At 51.0% G+C, this 16,805-nt stretch carries 15 protein-coding genes; 3 read left to right on the top strand and 12 right to left on the bottom strand.

What is annotated here, in order from left to right; all coding sequences use genetic code 11:
- Window positions 1–73: 73 nt before the first annotated feature.
- Window positions 74–652: a TetR/AcrR family transcriptional regulator gene (locus J2T14_RS23220; RefSeq protein WP_307474610.1), complete on the bottom strand. Its 579-nt coding sequence runs from the start codon at window positions 650–652 to the stop codon at window positions 74–76.
- Between the two features lie 286 nt (window positions 653–938).
- On the opposite strand from J2T14_RS23220, the gene J2T14_RS23215 reads away from it, so the two are divergent.
- Window positions 939–1,703 carry an SDR family oxidoreductase gene (locus J2T14_RS23215; protein WP_307474608.1) on the top strand — a complete coding sequence of 255 codons (765 nt, stop codon included), beginning with the start codon at window positions 939–941 and terminating at the stop codon, window positions 1,701–1,703.
- Between the two features lie 47 nt (window positions 1,704–1,750).
- On the opposite strand, the gene J2T14_RS23210 is transcribed toward J2T14_RS23215, so the two are convergent.
- From J2T14_RS23210 to J2T14_RS23200, 3 genes are all read right to left on the bottom strand, one after another.
- Window positions 1,751–2,329, bottom strand: a complete 579-nt coding sequence (locus J2T14_RS23210) for a GNAT family N-acetyltransferase (RefSeq protein ID WP_307474605.1) — start codon at window positions 2,327–2,329, stop codon at window positions 1,751–1,753.
- Between the two features lie 98 nt (window positions 2,330–2,427).
- Window positions 2,428–3,210, bottom strand: coding sequence for an SDR family oxidoreductase (locus J2T14_RS23205; protein ID WP_307474603.1), 783 nt, complete (start codon window positions 3,208–3,210; stop codon window positions 2,428–2,430).
- Between the two features lie 315 nt (window positions 3,211–3,525).
- The gene (locus J2T14_RS23200) at window positions 3,526–3,939 is read right to left on the bottom strand and encodes a VOC family protein (RefSeq protein ID WP_307474601.1); all 414 of its coding nucleotides are present in this window, start codon (window positions 3,937–3,939) and stop codon (window positions 3,526–3,528) included.
- 201 nt (window positions 3,940–4,140) lie between these two features.
- Between J2T14_RS23200 and J2T14_RS23195 the strand changes: the two genes are divergently transcribed.
- Window positions 4,141–4,833: a diphthine--ammonia ligase gene (locus J2T14_RS23195; protein WP_307474599.1), complete on the top strand. Its 693-nt coding sequence runs from the start codon at window positions 4,141–4,143 to the stop codon at window positions 4,831–4,833.
- A gap of 416 nt (window positions 4,834–5,249) precedes the next feature.
- Here the strand turns inward: J2T14_RS23195 and J2T14_RS23190 are convergent, their stop codons facing one another.
- The 3 genes from J2T14_RS23190 to J2T14_RS23180 form a co-directional block, all read right to left on the bottom strand.
- Window positions 5,250–6,503 carry an FAD-binding protein gene (locus J2T14_RS23190; RefSeq protein WP_307474597.1) on the bottom strand — a complete coding sequence of 418 codons (1,254 nt, stop codon included), beginning with the start codon at window positions 6,501–6,503 and terminating at the stop codon, window positions 5,250–5,252.
- Window positions 6,504–6,936: 433 nt separating this feature from the next.
- Entirely contained in the window at window positions 6,937–7,245 is a 309-nt protein-coding gene (locus tag J2T14_RS23185) for a sulfurtransferase (RefSeq protein WP_307474595.1), read from the bottom strand.
- Window positions 7,246–7,259: 14 nt separating this feature from the next.
- Window positions 7,260–7,427, bottom strand: a complete 168-nt coding sequence (locus J2T14_RS23180; protein ID WP_307474593.1) for a hypothetical protein — start codon at window positions 7,425–7,427, stop codon at window positions 7,260–7,262.
- 160 nt (window positions 7,428–7,587) lie between these two features.
- Here J2T14_RS23180 and J2T14_RS23175 point away from each other — a divergent pair, with 160 nt between their 5' ends.
- The gene (locus tag J2T14_RS23175; protein WP_307474591.1) at window positions 7,588–9,375 is read left to right on the top strand and encodes a family 43 glycosylhydrolase; all 1,788 of its coding nucleotides are present in this window, start codon (window positions 7,588–7,590) and stop codon (window positions 9,373–9,375) included.
- Window positions 9,376–9,392: 17 nt separating this feature from the next.
- On the opposite strand, the gene J2T14_RS23170 is transcribed toward J2T14_RS23175, so the two are convergent.
- The 5 genes from J2T14_RS23170 to J2T14_RS23150 form a co-directional block, all read right to left on the bottom strand.
- Window positions 9,393–10,298, bottom strand: coding sequence for a hypothetical protein (locus tag J2T14_RS23170; RefSeq protein ID WP_307474589.1), 906 nt, complete (start codon window positions 10,296–10,298; stop codon window positions 9,393–9,395).
- A 320-nt stretch (window positions 10,299–10,618) separates the two neighbouring features.
- A complete protein-coding gene (locus J2T14_RS23165) occupies window positions 10,619–12,289 on the bottom strand; it encodes an ABC transporter substrate-binding protein (RefSeq protein WP_307474588.1) in 1,671 nt (556 codons plus the stop codon).
- 42 nt (window positions 12,290–12,331) lie between these two features.
- The gene (locus tag J2T14_RS23160) at window positions 12,332–13,231 is read right to left on the bottom strand and encodes a carbohydrate ABC transporter permease (RefSeq protein ID WP_307474586.1); all 900 of its coding nucleotides are present in this window, start codon (window positions 13,229–13,231) and stop codon (window positions 12,332–12,334) included.
- A gap of 14 nt (window positions 13,232–13,245) precedes the next feature.
- Entirely contained in the window at window positions 13,246–14,211 is a 966-nt protein-coding gene (locus J2T14_RS23155; protein WP_307474584.1) for an ABC transporter permease, read from the bottom strand.
- A 282-nt stretch (window positions 14,212–14,493) separates the two neighbouring features.
- On the bottom strand, window positions 14,494–16,782 hold the full coding sequence (locus tag J2T14_RS23150; RefSeq protein ID WP_307474582.1) for an AraC family transcriptional regulator: 2,289 nt from the start codon (window positions 16,780–16,782) through the stop codon (window positions 14,494–14,496).
- Window positions 16,783–16,805: the final 23 nt, after the last annotated feature.

The raw sequence follows: 16,805 nt of genomic DNA, 5'->3' as shown, positions 1-16,805 counted from the left end.
ATCTTCTTAGGAATAAGCTTCACTGCAGCTCGGGCCTACTCATTTAAGAACGATCATCCTAAGGATAAGATAATTACTTATCTAAAAGCTTGATGGATAAATTGGCTATTCGCTGCAGTTTTTCTTTGGGAGTGGAGGTTCTTGTCATTACCCTTAACCCAACACATACCGTATGCAGATGTTCCGCCAGTTCGCCGGCATCGGTATTTGAGGTGAATTCTCCATCCTGCTGCCCCCATAGAATAATATCCTTGAGCAACTGCTCCGATAGTGTGAACGATTCAGTGGACTTTAAATCCACATCGGCATCGCGCATTGCCAATTCCACCGCCGAATTCACCATTAAACAGCCTGAAGGCGAGTCCTCTTCACCATCTATCATGAAACTAAAAATCAACTGAAGAGCCTCCGCTGCAGTCTTGGAGCGTTTAACTTCTCCCGTAAGCCCAGCATTGACTTTATCGCGGAACCGATCCATAGCTTTCAGAAACAGCGTATGTTTGTCGCCAAATGTGTCATACAAACTTCTGCGATGGATTCCCATATGCTCGACCAGATCAGTCAAGGATGTCTTCTCATAACCTTGTTCCCAAAAGAGCTTCATCGCCTTATCCAACACTACGTTCTCTTCGAATTCTTTGCTTCTTGCCATTCTTTGTTCCTCCTCCCATCGTCAATATAACATATTGAGAACGATCGGTAAAGAAAGTGGACGCATTTTCTTTGTTTTGACTGCTTTTACTTCTTGATCGCAGTTAATTCGTACAAATCTTGCAATACGCAGCGGCCAAGCTCGAATTTTATTTTAACATCCCCCTGCAAAAAGACCGTCTACCACCATACTAGCCATTTTTCCCGCTTCGAATACGACAGCAACATCTCAAAATCCCTTCTATGTTAAAACTTAAAGTGAAAGAAGAAGAGGAGCTGATGAGAAAATGAATAAGCTGAATGGAAAAGTTGCGCTCGTTACGGGAGCAAGCCGGGGAATTGGGCGCGCCATTGCATTGCGTTTGGCGCAAGAAGGCGCTATGGTCGCCGTTCACTATGGCAGAAGCATGGATGCCGCCGAGGAAGTCGTTCGTTTGATCGAGCAAAATGGAGGAGCGGCTTTCGCGCTCGGCAAAGAGCTTGGCGGTTCAAAGGATATCAAGGCGCTGTACGACGCGTTAGACGACGCGTTGGTTCAACGTACGGGCGACTATCAATTTGATATTCTCGTCAATAACGCGGGGATCGGTCTCGTGACCTCTATCGAGGAAACAACGGAAGACGTTTTGAACGATATTCTAAACGTTAATGTCAAGGCACCGTTCTTCCTCATTCAGCAGTCGCTTCCGAGACTCCGGGATGAAGGCCGCATTATTAACCTCTCTTCTGCTGTCACACGGATTTCGCTGCCTAGCATTCCGGCTTACAGCATGACCAAGGGAGCGATCAATACGCTAACGCTTTCCCTAGCCAATCAATTAGGTCCTCGCGGCATTACGATTAATGCCATCCAACCCGGGTTCGTCGCCACGGACATGAATGCCCCGATGCTGCAGGATCCGGCGTCTCATCAATTCGGCGCCGATTACTCGATTTTCGGCAGATGGGGCCAACCGGCGGATATCGCGGATATCGCTTCCTTCCTAGCTTCCCCGGACAGCCGATGGATTACGGGACAATGCATCGATGCAAGCGGGGGCTCGCATTTGTAAAAATCCGCAAAGAAAGAGGCTTTGCCAAAGGCAAGCCTCTTTTTTTACTAAAACTCCGCGCCTCGGACTTTGGAGAATACGATGGTATCTCTTATTATGCCGTTCACGTCGCACTTATCGCTCCGAAGAATGCCTTCCTTCGTAAATCCTAAACGTTCCGCAACGCGAGCACTCCGTATATTTCGGGCGTCGCAACGAATTTCAATTCTATTCGCTTGCAATTCATCTATTGCAAACCTTGTTATTCCCTCAACCGCTTCCGTCATGTATCCCTGTCCGCTAAAGAGCGTATTGACCCAATAGCCGATTTCAAACTTTCTTGCTTCCCAGTCTATCCGATGCAGACCGCTGCTTCCAATAAACTGACCGGTCGTCTTATGGATCAGATAGAGCCTTAAGTCCGATCGTTCCAGAAAATGAACTCGTCCTTGTCGCGAGATGATCTCCGAATCCTCTACCGAAGGAATCTGCTTCGCCCAGAGCATCCAAGGACGCAGTTCATCTATACTCTGTTTGACTGCCTCGTTGACCATTGCCCCGTCTTCCCAAAGGGGAGCGCGAATGATTAATCGTTTCGTTTCAAAACTCTCGGGTATTTGCAATAAAATAGGATCCGGACCTTTCATGGCTACCCCTCCATCAGGAATATATTCCCTATACTATAGAGCATGGGAATTTTTCCTTCAAGCTTAAAGTGGAGGATGGCCCCGCCCCCGCCCGGTTTCTACAGCAGCGTCTCCGCGCCGTCTATGTAGATTTCCGTTCCCGAGATATGACTGGATTGCTGAGAGGCTAGGAACAGGACAAGATCCGCTACCTGCTCCGGTTGGCCCGGACCGTGTTCCAGCGGCTGGCTGCCTTCCGGATATTCAACGGGAATGGTGATTTTGTCGACCTGCTTCGTACGCTCCGTACTTTCGCCGATATTGGTTTCAATAGCTCCCGGACAAATAACGTTGACGCGGATTTTGTAACGGGCCAGCTCCAAAGCGGCCATCTTGGCGAAAGCGACCTGGCCGGCCTTCGATGCGCTGTACGCCGACATGCCGAATCCGGAGAACTTCCGGCTTCCGTTGATCGAGCTCGTTATAATGATGCTGCCGCCGGCTTGTTTCATATGCGGAATGGCGTATTTGACGGTCAGGAACGTTCCTTTCAAATTGATGGACAACGTCTCGTCCCATGCCTCCGGCGTTAAATCCTCGATCGGGGAAAGCGTACCGTTAATGCCTGCGTTGGCGAATACGACGTCGATCCGTCCGAAGCGCTCGATGACAGACTGAACCGCTTGTTCAACCCGCTTCGGATCCGACACGTCTACGTCAAGGAATAACGATTCCCCGCCTAACTCGTGAATAGCCTTCTCCGCTTCTTCGGTTCGGTCGTCGTTCAAATCGAAGAGGCAGATGCCGGCCCCGTTCCGGGCCAAATGCAGCGCCGCTGCACGGCCTATACCCGAACCCGCTCCCGTAATGACCGCTACCTTGCCTTTCAATAACTCGCTCATACTCGTTGCCTCCTTGGATATCCGAATATAAACCGTTATACCCTTCTTTTGATCGCCGTAATCAAATAATAAGAGAAAGAGTACACCTTAGGTTATTGAGCTTTCCAAGTGAGGCTAGACAGGCTGTTGGATTTTCGAATTAACTTTGTACAAGAAGAGAAAGTTGGCGGGCTATGCTTAATGGTAGCCCGCAAGGACTGCCCGGCCCGCCTGGCGAACCGAGACCGGGGACACCAAGCCATGATTTAAACAAAACGATTCCATGCTTTGCCGCAAACCGTAAAATAGCCACCTGCGTCCGGAAGCTGCATGTTCTTACTCTTCATGCTGGGCAGTAGGGTTGATAGCAAAGAGAGAATGAATGTTACCGTCAGGATCCGCAAAAAATCCCGTTGTGTGCCCCCAAGACATGGACTTCGGCTCCGTAATCGAGGTGGCTCCCTTCGAGACAATATCATGATAGATATCGCGCACAGCTTCTGGCGATTCACATTGAAAATTAAGTTCAAAGGCTTGCCCCCTGCGTTCCTCTACAAAGGAATAATGCCCGTTCGTATTATCAGCCATTAGTGGCTTGGAACAAATCGCGAGACGAATGCCGTCATTTACGAATTCAACATAATGACTTTCCTCCATAACGACTTTAAATCCAAGCACATCACGATAAAAGCCGGCCAACCGGGAGACATCATTCGACAATACGGTTATCCCTTCTAATTGAACCCTCATCCATGCAACTCTCCTTTGTCATTGTTATGATTGCTCCAGATCATTACGGAACGCTTCCCCCCGCATGCAACCATTTATTTCTACTATTTGGAAGTAACCTCAATCATAGGGTAGATACGTTCCTCTGTAAACCTATTTTGTTGTTCCGAAGCAAGTCGTGGTACAATTCACAGAGCATAGTAACAAAGGAGAACGATAGGAATGAAAGAAATCGTGAACTGGAAAGACGGCGCTCATGGGCGTAAATTTATAGCTTCTTTTAGCGGGGGAAAAGACAGCGTCCTGGCGCTGTATAAATCAATGAAGGTTGGAGAGCCGATCGGACTCATCGTTATGATGGAGGAAGAAGGGAAACGTTCCAGATCCCATGGAATGCCCCCGGAGCTTATCCACGCCCAAGCTGAATCTATCGGCTTGCCCGTTTATACCGCGGCTGCAAGTTGGGACGACTATGAAAACAAATTTATGCTCCTTCTAGAACAAGCAAAGCGTCAAGGCGCAGAAGTGTTGGTCACAGGAGACTTGGATATGCCTGTTGAAGGCTGCTGGCATGACAAGGTTACCCAAAATGCCGGCCTGAAGCTAGGAATGCCCCTATGGGAAATGGATCATCATGAAGCTGTCCAAGAGTTTATAGATCTCGGTTTTATATCCACTCTGGTCACCGTAAATCTATCGCTGGGGATGCGGGAAGAAGATCTAGGACGAACGTTAACTCACGACTACATAAAGGAACTGCAAGCTCGCGGCATTGACCCGTGCGGAGAAGGCGGCGAGTTCCATACGACCGTAATCGACGGCCCTATCTTCAAGCATCCTATTCCTGTTCGCAAAGGCAACATAGTCAAGAACGGCGATTATGCCTTTTTGCCTTTGGAGCTGCTAGGCACTTAAAGAAGGTAACCTTGAATTGAAATGCTCATTTCGAAGTTACAACAACAAAGCCAGAAACCTCAGACGGTGAGGATTTCTGGCCATCAATAGGTAACTTTGTTGACTCCATGTTAACTCCACTCACGCACACTTAGAGTGTTGACTTCAATGTGAAAGTGCTGAACAGTCGTAAAGACCAGAGTCCTCAGTTTAGCGAGGTCAGTACACATCATAGTGTAAGATTGTTGACTCCATGTTGACCTCAAACCCGCGTCCGACGCGGCCTTTCGCTCTTACTCTTCTCCCGTCGCGATCGGATTCTCCTCATTACTAATCCAATCGCTCCAATTGTGGAATTGGATACGGTTCACCGCGCTGGCTATAACTCCAAGTTTTAAAACCATCCTTTGCCTGATTGCCTCATATCCTTCTCTTCTTTACCACAGATATAAATCCAAGAACGAATTACGGAACTTTCCCTGCGGATCGCAGCTAGCTGCGAGAATTTGGAAATCAAGGCGCTTCTCATAGAGCGACTTCAATCGCTCAGGCGCCATTGTGAACAGCTTACCCCAGTGCGGGCGCACCTCATATGGCTCGAGCGCTGCTTCTATGATCGGCAACACACGCTCAACCGCCTCATAATACGGCTTCCATGTAAAATGAATTCCGATAGAATCCCGGTTGTAGCTTGGACTCATCCACATCTGATCGGAGGCAATTGTACGTACTTCCGAAATATATAGATGCGGAGCGATATGCTCACGAATCTTGTAAATCGCCTCTAACGCAGCGTAGGCGTGGCTTCGCGGCACAAAGTACTCGCTTTGCAGCTCCTCCCCTGCACTTGGAGTAAACTCCATCCGAAAATGCGGCAGCCGCTCGTGCCAAGGCCCCCTTTTCCCTAGTTGCTCACTGCATGGCTCTGCAGAAATACCCGGTACGGGATGCAATGGCGCAGTAGCCCTTGTCGCCCCGTAGAAGTCATCCTCAACAAACGCATCATCCTCACTGGCGAGACGTTTCAACCACACCTGATTAAAGTGATCACTGCTCCAATCTGTAAATAGGCTGACGCTGTACGCACTCGAGAAAACATCGTCGAAATGGCTTTCCAGCCTTGATAAAGCCAGATTCTCAAACAGCTGTTGGCTAATTTCAAAGCTCGGCACGATGTCTAGTGTCAGCTTCGACACGATGCCTAGCGCTCCGAGAGCGACGATGGCTCCATCTGCTTCCAGCTGTTCACCGCGTGTATAAATAACCGCTTCTCCGCTTGAAGTTACAATCTCGACGGAGCGTACAGCGGTAGCGAGAATGCCATTCCGGTCCCCCGAACCATGCGTACCCGTTGCACATGCGCCAGCAATCGTAATGTGCGGAAGAGAAGCCAAATTATGCAGCCCATAATTGTTTGCATGCAAATAACGAGCCAACTCTCCGTACCGGATGCCGCCTTCCACCGTGACGGTCCCGCGGGAACGGTCAAGCTCCAATACTTGATTCATCTTCTTCAGGGAAAGCAGACTGCCGGGCGTATCGGCAATGCTGTTGAACGAGTGACGCGAACCAAGCGCTCTGACTTTATGGCGTTTCTCCACCCATTCCTGGAGCTGCTCCATTCGCTCAGGCTCGAACAGCTCCGCGGCGCTGTATCTGTAATTCCCCGCCCAATTGCGTGCCTCTTCCATCGTACTTTTCACTCCATTCCACGTTGTGCTATGCTAAACGTAATTCCTTCTAGAACTTGCCCTTCAGTCCATAAAAAAAACAGAACCACGACATCCCTCTCGCCGGGCTCTGTATTTTAATTCGCTTTCTACTCCCTTAACCCTCCCCCACCGCAATCGGATTTTCACCGTAACAGATCCAATCACTCCAGCTGTAACATAACTTATGGTAGGGTTCGCCGTAACATACATTGAGCGAAGTTTGAAGGGCACTCAACCGAGTGCCCTTCGTAATTTAGAATAGATGATGTTGTCTTGCAGTACGTCACTATTGATCTTTGTAGACCAATGAAAATAGCTTGTACAATTGGGTTCGTTAAGACTATCCACGACTTTCTGTAATATGGGCTGTAAAAGGCGTAAGCGATTCGTTGAGTCCTGTAAAACTCTTTAGTTACCTCTCGCGGTCGATCGGCTCGACTTCACCGCGGTAGCGCGGAGCTTCCCGCGAGTCGATGAACGTCGTCCCCCCACTGCCGAGCAGTTCCTTCACCTCGTCCATTTCAACCAGCATGCTGTGCTGCACCGTAGCAATGAAAGTCGCTGGCTGCGCCTCTCCCCGATCGGACGATACCGGCAGACCTTGCTTCGCCCAAGCCGAGATGCCCTCATCCAGCACATAGACCTGCTCATGCCCTAAATACTTCAGTAACCACCATAGCCGGGAAGCCATCGCTCCGCCTTGATCGTCATAAGTGACCACAATCGAATCGTTGCTTATTTCGCCCGGCCGAACGTAACCGTCATTGCAAAAATATCCGGAAGCGGATGGCGTCCGCCATGCTCCTCGACCTCGCCGGACAACTCCTTCTCCAGATCCATATAGACGGCCCCCAGAATATGCGACTCCTCATAGGCTCTGCGCCCCGCATCGGGATCGTCCAATCGGAAACGGCAATCCGCGATGACGAGATTCGGTTCTCCCCTATTCTCCTGTTTGCCAGATTGTGGCTTGGCGGGCGATAATAACTACGTCAGGCACTTATCGAACCGTTCGAAATTCGAAAATGTTCATCATCATCATCGTCATGGAGGTCATTCCTAAATGAGTCATGCACACCTGTACGCCTACATTCAGCTGGGAGATTCCAATCGAAAGTCGGCCCTCTGCCTGGCAGCCAAGAAGCTAGGGCAGCTTGTGCCGCTTAATGAAGGCCAGCCTGTTCTGTTTCCTCTGCAAGGGACGAAAAAGTTAGGCTCGCCCGTCCTGTTCCGGAAGCCGGACGGCAAGCTCGGCCTTGCGGCAGCCGATCATGACGGCTCCGAATACATCTTCGTCTACGATTGCGGCGAGGACTGGACTTTCGTTAACGAGCGTTACATACGCGTCAACGCCTCGGGCATTCCCGTAAGGGATCTGTCCGTATCCTATGACAAGGAGTTCCAAATATACAGACTTATGTGGTCGGACGGAACCGATGGCTACATGGCTGCAACGGAGGACTGGGAACAATTCAGCGAACCCGCGGGGTCGGATTATACGAAATCGCGGTCCGACATAACGGTCGAAGAAGCCGTGCAAGCATCCCGAATTGCGATTAGCGATTTGGAATATGCCGCGTTCCTCCGCCGATACAATAAGCCGCATAACGCCGGAATAACCGAGGTTTTCCCGGACCTTGCAGCACCCTCCGGTTCAAGCCTTCAACAACTTGGCCTGCCGGGTCAAGTAACAGCAACGTACAGCGACGGATCGGTCAAAAAGCTGGCCGTGACATGGGATGCGACTGGCGTCGACTTCGACAAGCCGGGTACGTACCCGCTTACCGGCCGCATCCGGCAACCGCAATATCCGAACCCGTTCATTAGAGAGAGAGCCGATCCGTATATCATCCATGATGCCGAGTCCGGCTACTACTACTTCACGGCGTCCTATCCCACCTATGGGCATGACGGCAACAACGAAGTTCAGCCGGACGGATACGACCGCATCGTGATCAGACGGGCCCGCACGATTGAAGGACTGGCATCGGCCGAGGAAACGGAAGTATGGAACGAAGAAAACTCAAGCGTCAACCATCGGTATATTTGGGCGCCGGAGCTGCACAACATTCAGGGCAAATGGTATATCTTGTGCACGGCCGGCGTCAGCGTGGACAATGTGTGGTCCATTCGCCCGATCTTTATCCCCTGCCATGGGGACGTGATGGATCCTGCCGCCTGGTCGCGCGACGGGCACTGGGCCGTTAACGAAACGAACGACGGCTCGTTCGGCACGTTTTCTCTGGATATGACTTATTTCGAACATCGCGGCACGCATTACGTCATTTGGGCGGAGAAGCCCGCCGGCTCCAGGCTGTACATGGCCACGATCGATCCCGGCCAACCATGGCGGCTGACAAGCCGAAGAATAGAGCTCTCCACGCCGGATTATGCCTGGGAGCAGGCACATGGCGACCAAATCGACGAAGGGCCTGCCGTGATCAAACAGGCGGGACGCATACTCGTCTTCTTCTCCGCCGGTACCGTCGATGCCAACTATTGCATGGGCTATCTGCACGCGGACGAGGATGCCGATCTGATGAATCTGGACAGTTGGACGAAGCACCCGTATCCGGTACTGTCCACCTGCGATTTCTCGGACGGGCAGCAGGGTCCCGGCCACAACTCGTTTACGGTCGATGAGCTGGGCAACGCCGTCTTGTGCTACCACGCCCGTACGGAGGGCGAGCCCGGCGACGGCGGGCTGAATGATCCGGGCCGGCATGCGCGGGTCAAATCGGTCCATTTCGCCCATGACGCCAGACCGATCCTCCATATGCGTGCTGAGGATGAGCTTCATCCCGCTTATGCCGACATCGCCTTCTCCGTCAAAATCATGGAGGCGGAATGAACGCTGGGTGTCGGGAACTAGACTACCTCTTCTATCGCCGCTTGGTATAACAAGTTGCCTTCACGGAACAAAACGCGGTTTTTGCGAAAATCTTGCGAATCCGGTTTAATCGGGTTCGCTTGCCCATTCGCAAAACGAATCTTATGCCCTTTGGTCAAGCTCCCGGGCTTTTCGTTCTTTTTGAGAATAAATGTTCCATGCTTCCCGTAACCCGCGTCGAATAGAAAGTGATAGCCATCCGTACTGAAGCCCGAGGAACCGGAAATCTCGGGATTCATAAAGGTAACCTTGGCCTGCCGAGGGCCGCTCGAGATGCAGCCAAGCGAGAAGTCGGTATAATAATAAAACCAAATCTCCTTCTCGTTAACGACATTAAGCGCATAGCAATCGGCAATGTCCGCCGCACGGTTTTCATAGATTTTGTTTCCGTGCTCATCCCAAGCCAGAAGGCCGCTTGCGCCAATGGGATCATCCCATCCGTAATTCCCGAATACGCCTTCGTCGAAGTAACTCGTCCAGATCGTGCCCTTCTCCGATACCTGCACGCTCTGAATCCCGTCTCCAAGCAGGAACTCTCGAACGCTATTCCCTTCATAATCGTAAACTTTGGCGTTCAGGTCATACTTTCCGGTTCTATAATAAGAGCATCGAGCCCCGACAAGCAGCAGATGATTCTGCAGCGGCTGTACGTAATGATAATGGAAATGCTGTCTGGGAATGACCGCTTCTTCGATTCTTTCATCTTCAACGATCAGCACCTTATAGGTATATGTTTTGTTTATAGCGGCCCGTTCCGGGATCTGGTTAATCAGCAGCACATATACGCGGCCATCCGCTCCGAACTGCGTTGAGATAACCTTGAATCCCTCTGTATACTCAGAAATATCGGCAAAAGGCTGCAACGTCACCGTTTTAGTTAACATTCTTCTTCCCCCTATTCGTTAAATACAACACCGTTCTCCGTAGTTGTTAACTGTATTATGACGGATCAGAACGGCGACTAACATGGCGAAAGTATGGCGAGGTACATAGAGACATAAAGAAAAAAAACACCCAATTGGGTGCCTAGAGAGCAGTGGCGCTGGCCATACGCACCGCGGACTACTTGACGTCCCGGCTGTGATGATCCAATAAAACAGGCCGGCTACCTCTCGAAAAAAAGAGCGCTGCCGGCCTTCTTTAGCAACCTCGTATCAAAAGCCCCTGCGAGACGCAGAGGCTTCGGAAGTCGTTTCGTTAGCCGTTAGTTGAATTTGCCCGCATCGATCGCGGCTTGTTTCTCATCCAGAATCTCTTGATAGCCCGATTCGAGATATGTTTTCTTAGCAGCCTCATAGGTTGCATCGAACTGGTCGGTCGGCGCGAGGACGACCTTCACGTACAGCTCTTGGAAGAGCGAGTTCAGATCGGCCTTGTATTCGCTGACTTTCTCCAGCACGACGCCGAACATAGCGTCCGGCGTGCGATATTCCGCCGTTTGCTCGTAATATTTCAATAGATCCTCAGCCAAATATTCATAGCCTGCAGGCGCCCAGTTGCGCAGATAAGCTTTGCGGGTTACGGCAGGATCGGCATATTGCGGAACTTCGATGACGAGTGCCCAGTAATCCTTGTTGTTGTTCTGCGACAGGACGGATTCGCCTTTGAAATCCGCGTTTTTCACGGCAATCCCCTCGCCGTCGAGCGTATAGTTCTGACCTTCAACGCCGTTCTGCAGGAAGAACAGGTTCTCCGGCTGGCTCATCCATTCGAGGTACATCCAGACCGCCGCGCGTTCCATTTCCGTGGATTCGTAGTTGATGCCCATGATGAAGCCGAAAGGCCAGTACGCGCGTCCTTGCGGCTTATATCCTTCCGGAGTGCCGGCCGTCGGAGGCAGAACAGCGAATTGCGCATCCGGATTGTTCTTAAGGGTCGCATCGATGACATCCGTATTGCTGGCCAGGTAAACGCCGTAAGTGCCGGTCTTGCCCGCAACGAATTCAGCCTTGATTTTGCCGTCATCGTTACGCAGATAGAATTCCTTGTCGATCAGGCCGTTATTGTACTGATAGTTCAAGTTGCGCAAGTAGCGCTCGCTTGCGGGAGTCGTCAGATCCGCTACGCCGAGATCGGAATAAAGCGCGCGTTCTTTCGCGTCGATCGGCCAATCGCGGAAGGCATAGCTGTAGTTGTAGTTATTTTGCAGCAAGCTGCCGCCGCCTGCTCCGAGTCCGGCTTCTTTCCATTTCGTCAGCATCTCGTTGTACTTCTCAAGGGAGGTCAGATCCTCCACTTTCATGCCGACCTTCTCCACCCAGTCTTTGCGAATCAACGTCGTATAGTTATCCGCAGACGGGCGGGCAGCGAAGAAAAATACATTTTTGCCGTCTACCTTGCCGTATTGTTCGATTGTCCCGCTCATGTTTTTCCAGTAGGTAGGAGCGTAATTGGCGATCTCCTCATAATTCAGCGTCTGCATGACGTCTTCGCTGTAGTATGCAAGCGCTTGCGGCATATCGTAATGGAAGAGGATATCCGGCGCCTTATGGGAGGCCAGCAGCTGCTCGAAGTCCGTGACCTCGCTGCTGCGGGTAATCGGGATAAACTTCACGTTTACGTTGTACTTGTCGCCGAATTCCTTCTGAATCCAGCGCGTATAGTAGTTGTCGGTTACATTCCAGCCCTCGAATGCACGTTCATAGACCGGAATTTCGAGATTGACCTTCTCGGGGAAGCCTTTAGAGTAATCGGCAAAGCTGCCTTCAGCGCCGCCTTCCGGGGCATTGGTTGCGGAATTCGTCGCAGACGGAGCATTTGTCGCGCCGTTGGTCCCCTTCGAATTGCCGTTATTGCCATCCGAGCAGCCCGCAAGAAGCGTGGCTCCCATAACTAAAGTCATCAACAAGGATGCGAAGACTTTCCTTTTGCTCATCTCTTATTCCCCCATTATTGTAATTTCGACTTGGGTTCCCTATTACTCTTTGACGGCTCCAAGCATAACGCCCTGGACAAAATACTTCTGAATAAACGGATAGACGCATAAGATCGGCAACGTTGCGAATACAACGCATGAAGCTTTAAGCACCTCCGGGTTGCTCAGCTGCACTTGCGTCGCCTCCAGCTGGAAGCTCTCGCTGGCCTGAATGACAAGATAATACAGCTTCAGCTGCAGCGGCCGCATATCTACATTTTGCTTAATATAGAACAGGGCGTCTTGGTAAGTGTTCCAGCGCCCGACCGCGTAGAAGAGAGCCAAGGTTGCCATGATCGGTTTGGACAGCGGGAGTACGATATTCACGAGAATGCGGAAGTGTCCGGCGCCGTCGATCCGCGCCGATTCCTCCAGGCTGACCGGAATGCTGCTGGAGAGGGCCGTTTTCATAATCAACAGGTTGAAGGCGCTGAATGCCGGAGGCAAAATAATCGACCACATGCTGTCCAACAAACCCAGATTGTTGATCAACATGTATTCCGGAATGATCCCGCCGTGAAAGTACAACGTGAACATAAAGATAACGGTCAGCGCCGTTCGGCCCTTCAATTGCGGGCGGGATAAAGGGTAGGCCGCGCAAATCGTGATGATCATGCCTATAATCGTGAAGAGCACCGTCACGACAATCGATACATACAACGACCGCAGAATGCTCTCGTCTTGGAGAATTTTTTTGTACGCCTCAATGGTGGCGCCTTGCGGCCAGAGAAACACTTTATTCGCGATCACATAAGCGTCATTGCTAAGGGACTTCGACACGACATGAACGAACGGCAGCAAGCAGACCAGCGAGGAGATGATCAGAGAGAGGCGGATCAGCACATCCCAGATATCAAAGCTTTTTTTACGATGCATGGCAAGCGTGCCATTGGATGTTTTCATGGTTCGCCTCCTTTCTATAACAATCCGTCTTCGCCGAGCCTCTTGGCAATACGATCAGCGAGCAGCACCAGCGCTAGCCCGATGAGCGCCTGGAACAACCCGAGCGCCGTCGCGCGGCTGAAGTTGCCGCTCTCGATCCCCCATCGGTAGACCAGTACCGGGATCGTGGTGGTATATTCCGTAGTGGCCTTATTCTGCAGGGCAAATACCCGCTCGAACGAGCCCTCCATCACCTTGCCCAGGTTCATGATCAGCAAGGTTACAATCGTAACGCGGATGGACGGCAGCGTGACATTCCACACCTTCCTCCACCGCCCCGCGCCATCGACGATGGCCGCTTCGTACATCTCGGGGTTGATGCTGCTGATCGAAGCCAAGTAGATGATTGTGCCCCAGCCCATGCTTTGCCAGACTCCGATAGCCAAATAACTGAACAGCCAATGCGTGTCCTCCTGCAGGAACGGGACACGATTCCATCCCATCAATTCGAATAGATTATTGACCGCGCCGCTCCCTTGGCCAAGCAGCTGGTAAGCGATCGAACCGATAATAATCCAGGACAGGAAATGCGGCAGATACAGCAGCGTTTGATTCACGCGTTTGAATTTGACGCCTTTGATCTCGTTGAGAAGCAGCGCAAGCACAATCGGCATTGTGAAACTAAATATAAGGTCGAGGCTGTTGAGCATCAACGTGTTGCGGACAGCGCGGATAAAGTCGGGTTTATCGAATATCTCTTGGAAGATTTGAAAACCCACCCAGTCGCTGCCCCAGAACCCCCTTGCGATCTTATAATCCTTAAAGGCTAGCACGAGCCCCGACATCGGCGCGTATTTGAAAACGCCGACAAAAGACAGTGGAATCAGAAGAAGTAAGTACAGCTGCCAGTCCCGCCGAAGATAATGGGTCATTCTCCGGTTACCCTTATTGTGTTTCTTTAAAGCGATTTCATTTTCAAGTGAAGCGCTTTCAACTTTCATCGTCTCACCTCCTCCGCATTAGGGCTTCCACGGCCGACTGTTTTGTTCAGACATTGGCGGGGTTATGCCTGCATCATATCCTCCCGTCATCCGATCCGTAAATCATGACTATTGATTCCATCCGTCATTTTTGATTTTCCCGTGTTATTACGCGGGATTTGAGACGTAATAATCAATTCCGATTGGCATAAGCAAAAATGGAGCAGTCTCCGTTGGTCCTTAGGGACCGAAAGATCAGCTCCATATCTCCATATCACTTTCTTGTCGTTCTCCGTAAGCGGATTACATCGATTCGGGTTCCGATGTTCTTCCGTGCTTCAATGCCTTGTAGCTGCTAGGCGGCATGCCCTCGTACTTGCGAAAAAAACGATTGAAGCTTTGGACATTGCCGTAGCCGACCTCGAAGGCGATCTGGCCGATGTTAAGCTTGGATTCCAGCAGCAGTTGTTTCGCCTTCTCGATTCGCAGCTGATTGGTGTAGTCGATCAGGCTTTTGCCCGATAGCTCGTACACGATCTTGCGCATATAGGAATAGCTGATGCCGATATCCTTCGCCATTTCTTCAAACACAATCTCTTCGCTGAAATTCTCTTCAAGGTAACGAATGATTCGCTCTCCGTAGTTGACTTCGCTTGCGCTGCGTGTAAAGTACTGAACAATCTCGCCGAAGAAGTCGTGCAAATATTGTTCCAGCTCGTCAAGCGTATCAAAGGAAGCAATGGCGGAATAAATATTTCCACGTCTCGCAAAGAAACGCGAAGTGCTGATATTGTTCTCCCTAAGATGCCTGATCGTAACGCCTACCAATTGGGTATAGATGAACAAGATATTGTCGTAGGAGATGTACTCGACCGACTGGATCTCGCCTCGAATGAGCTCCAGCTCTTTCATAATGCTGCCCTGATCCCCGATGTCCAGAAAATTAAGAATACGCCTCTCGCTGTTCGTTGGATAAATATACTTTTTACTCTGATCGGCTTCCTGCCTCCAGTAGGTAATGCCTCCGCTGCCTTCAATCATGCGATGCTTGATGACTTCCATCGCTTCGGCCACCCGATCGGCGATCATATCGTTTTCCGTCGCCTGGCTGCTGACCCCAATGGTTACGGAGTGGCCGAGCAGCTCCGCCGCTGAGTCCCTGATCATGGCAAGCGTCCGATCGATACCTTCGCAATGGCTTTCAAGCTCCGATGGACCATAATTGATAACGATAGCGAAGCAGCCTTCGCCATGATAGACGCTTCGTGCGTGAATCCCGTCCGTGAACAGGCTCTCGCATTTCCCTATGAGCAAATAGCGATGGTAATTACGGGTCTCCGGATTGGTCTTGCTCACATACCGCCTATACTGATCGATCGAAACAATGGCGACAACGTAATAGGGGTTCGGAAACATCTCGGCGATCTGTTTGGTCACTTCGCCCCTAAGCAAGTTGTGGATCGCGAGGCTGCGGGTATCCTGTTCCCGTTCATGCAGCAGCTTGTAGAGCCCTTCCTCCTCGTCTTGCATTCGTCTGAACGCCGCGTCAAGGAACACAAGCTCATTCTTGTTCCCTATAACTAGATTTTTACTGCGAGCACGGACGGCCCGAACCAGCTCCCGCAGAGGTCTCGACAGCCAGGTCGCGAGCAAGACGGTCAGCACGGTGCCTGCGACGATAATCATGACCGTAAGAACAATAATGTTGCTCTGCAAGGAGTGGGTCTTGGTCATCAGTTCGTCCATGGAATAAATGTTAACATTCCACCACCCGAACTGCGGTGAACGGGACCACGTGTAGATCAGACGCTCGCCCCTAGCCTCATGAAACGAATAACCCTCTTTCGAGCTATTCTCCAGTATCCCTTCAATGTGTGGCTGCTGTCTCCCGTCTGTAAGCAACAAGCTCTTGTCATTGTGCGAGATAATCGCGCCATCCGATCCCATGAGAAGATAATCATGTTTGCCCGGCTCCGAGGTGCGAAGGTAATCCCCGATTTGACTTTCCCGGATGTTGACGACTAAGAACCCGCGTGTCGTGGTCAATAGACGGTTCAGAGGAAGCACATACGAAACAACGTTTACCCCCGAGTCCAGTCTGCGCGGATACCATACGCCGCTGATCCCTCTTCTGCCGACAAACGCTTCCTCCGTCCAATCGATCGATTCATATCGCTCCAACATCGTAATGCCCTTGTCGGTCGAAATCACGTAATCCGAGTCTTCTAAATAGAAGTAAGAGGAATAAACGCCATTCACCCTGTGATTCAAGTTAAGCAGCTCCAGCAGCACGGCCTGCGCTTTGTTGACATTGCTATAATTGCCGTTAAGCTCATCGAAGGTCTCGAAATTACGAATGCGATCGAAGATGTTAGTGGCCGCAAGGCGCACCGCATCCTGAGCCAAATTGTTCAGCGCATTTTCATTGAGCTTGCGGTTTGCGTTCAACCCCGCCAATGAAGATTCCGCGATCGCGCTCTCTGAATTTTGCAGAATCTGCCCGCCGCTATACCAAGTCAGGATGGCCATCGGAATGGCCATGACGCAGAACAGAATCAGCGCCAGCTGCAGCATCATCGGGATTCGTTTCATGGTTTCTCTCCCTCTCCCCTTCA

The organism is Paenibacillus harenae, assembly GCF_030812415.1.
GTDB classification, from domain to species: domain Bacteria; phylum Bacillota; class Bacilli; order Paenibacillales; family Paenibacillaceae; genus Pristimantibacillus; species Pristimantibacillus harenae_A.
Note: the sequence above shows the minus strand (reverse complement) of the source record. Positions and strands in the feature narration are given on the sequence as shown.

Bases quoted from the DNA above. Each gene is read 5' to 3' on its own strand.
- J2T14_RS23220 (WP_307474610.1), bottom strand. From the start codon at position 652: ATGGCAAGAAGCAAAGAATTCGAAGAGAACGTAGTGTTGGATAAGGCG.
- J2T14_RS23215 (WP_307474608.1), top strand. From the start codon at position 939: ATGAATAAGCTGAATGGAAAAGTTGCGCTCGTTACGGGAGCAAGCCGG.
- J2T14_RS23210 (WP_307474605.1), bottom strand. From the start codon at position 2,329: ATGAAAGGTCCGGATCCTATTTTATTGCAAATACCCGAGAGTTTTGAA.
- J2T14_RS23205 (WP_307474603.1), bottom strand. From the start codon at position 3,210: ATGAGCGAGTTATTGAAAGGCAAGGTAGCGGTCATTACGGGAGCGGGT.
- J2T14_RS23200 (WP_307474601.1), bottom strand. From the start codon at position 3,939: ATGAGGGTTCAATTAGAAGGGATAACCGTATTGTCGAATGATGTCTCC.
- J2T14_RS23195 (WP_307474599.1), top strand. From the start codon at position 4,141: ATGAAAGAAATCGTGAACTGGAAAGACGGCGCTCATGGGCGTAAATTT.
- J2T14_RS23190 (WP_307474597.1), bottom strand. From the start codon at position 6,503: ATGGAAGAGGCACGCAATTGGGCGGGGAATTACAGATACAGCGCCGCG.
- J2T14_RS23175 (WP_307474591.1), top strand. From the start codon at position 7,588: ATGAGTCATGCACACCTGTACGCCTACATTCAGCTGGGAGATTCCAAT.
- J2T14_RS23170 (WP_307474589.1), bottom strand. From the start codon at position 10,298: ATGTTAACTAAAACGGTGACGTTGCAGCCTTTTGCCGATATTTCTGAG.
- J2T14_RS23165 (WP_307474588.1), bottom strand. From the start codon at position 12,289: ATGAGCAAAAGGAAAGTCTTCGCATCCTTGTTGATGACTTTAGTTATG.
- J2T14_RS23160 (WP_307474586.1), bottom strand. From the start codon at position 13,231: ATGAAAACATCCAATGGCACGCTTGCCATGCATCGTAAAAAAAGCTTT.
- J2T14_RS23155 (WP_307474584.1), bottom strand. From the start codon at position 14,211: ATGAAAGTTGAAAGCGCTTCACTTGAAAATGAAATCGCTTTAAAGAAA.
- J2T14_RS23150 (WP_307474582.1), bottom strand. From the start codon at position 16,782: ATGAAACGAATCCCGATGATGCTGCAGCTGGCGCTGATTCTGTTCTGC.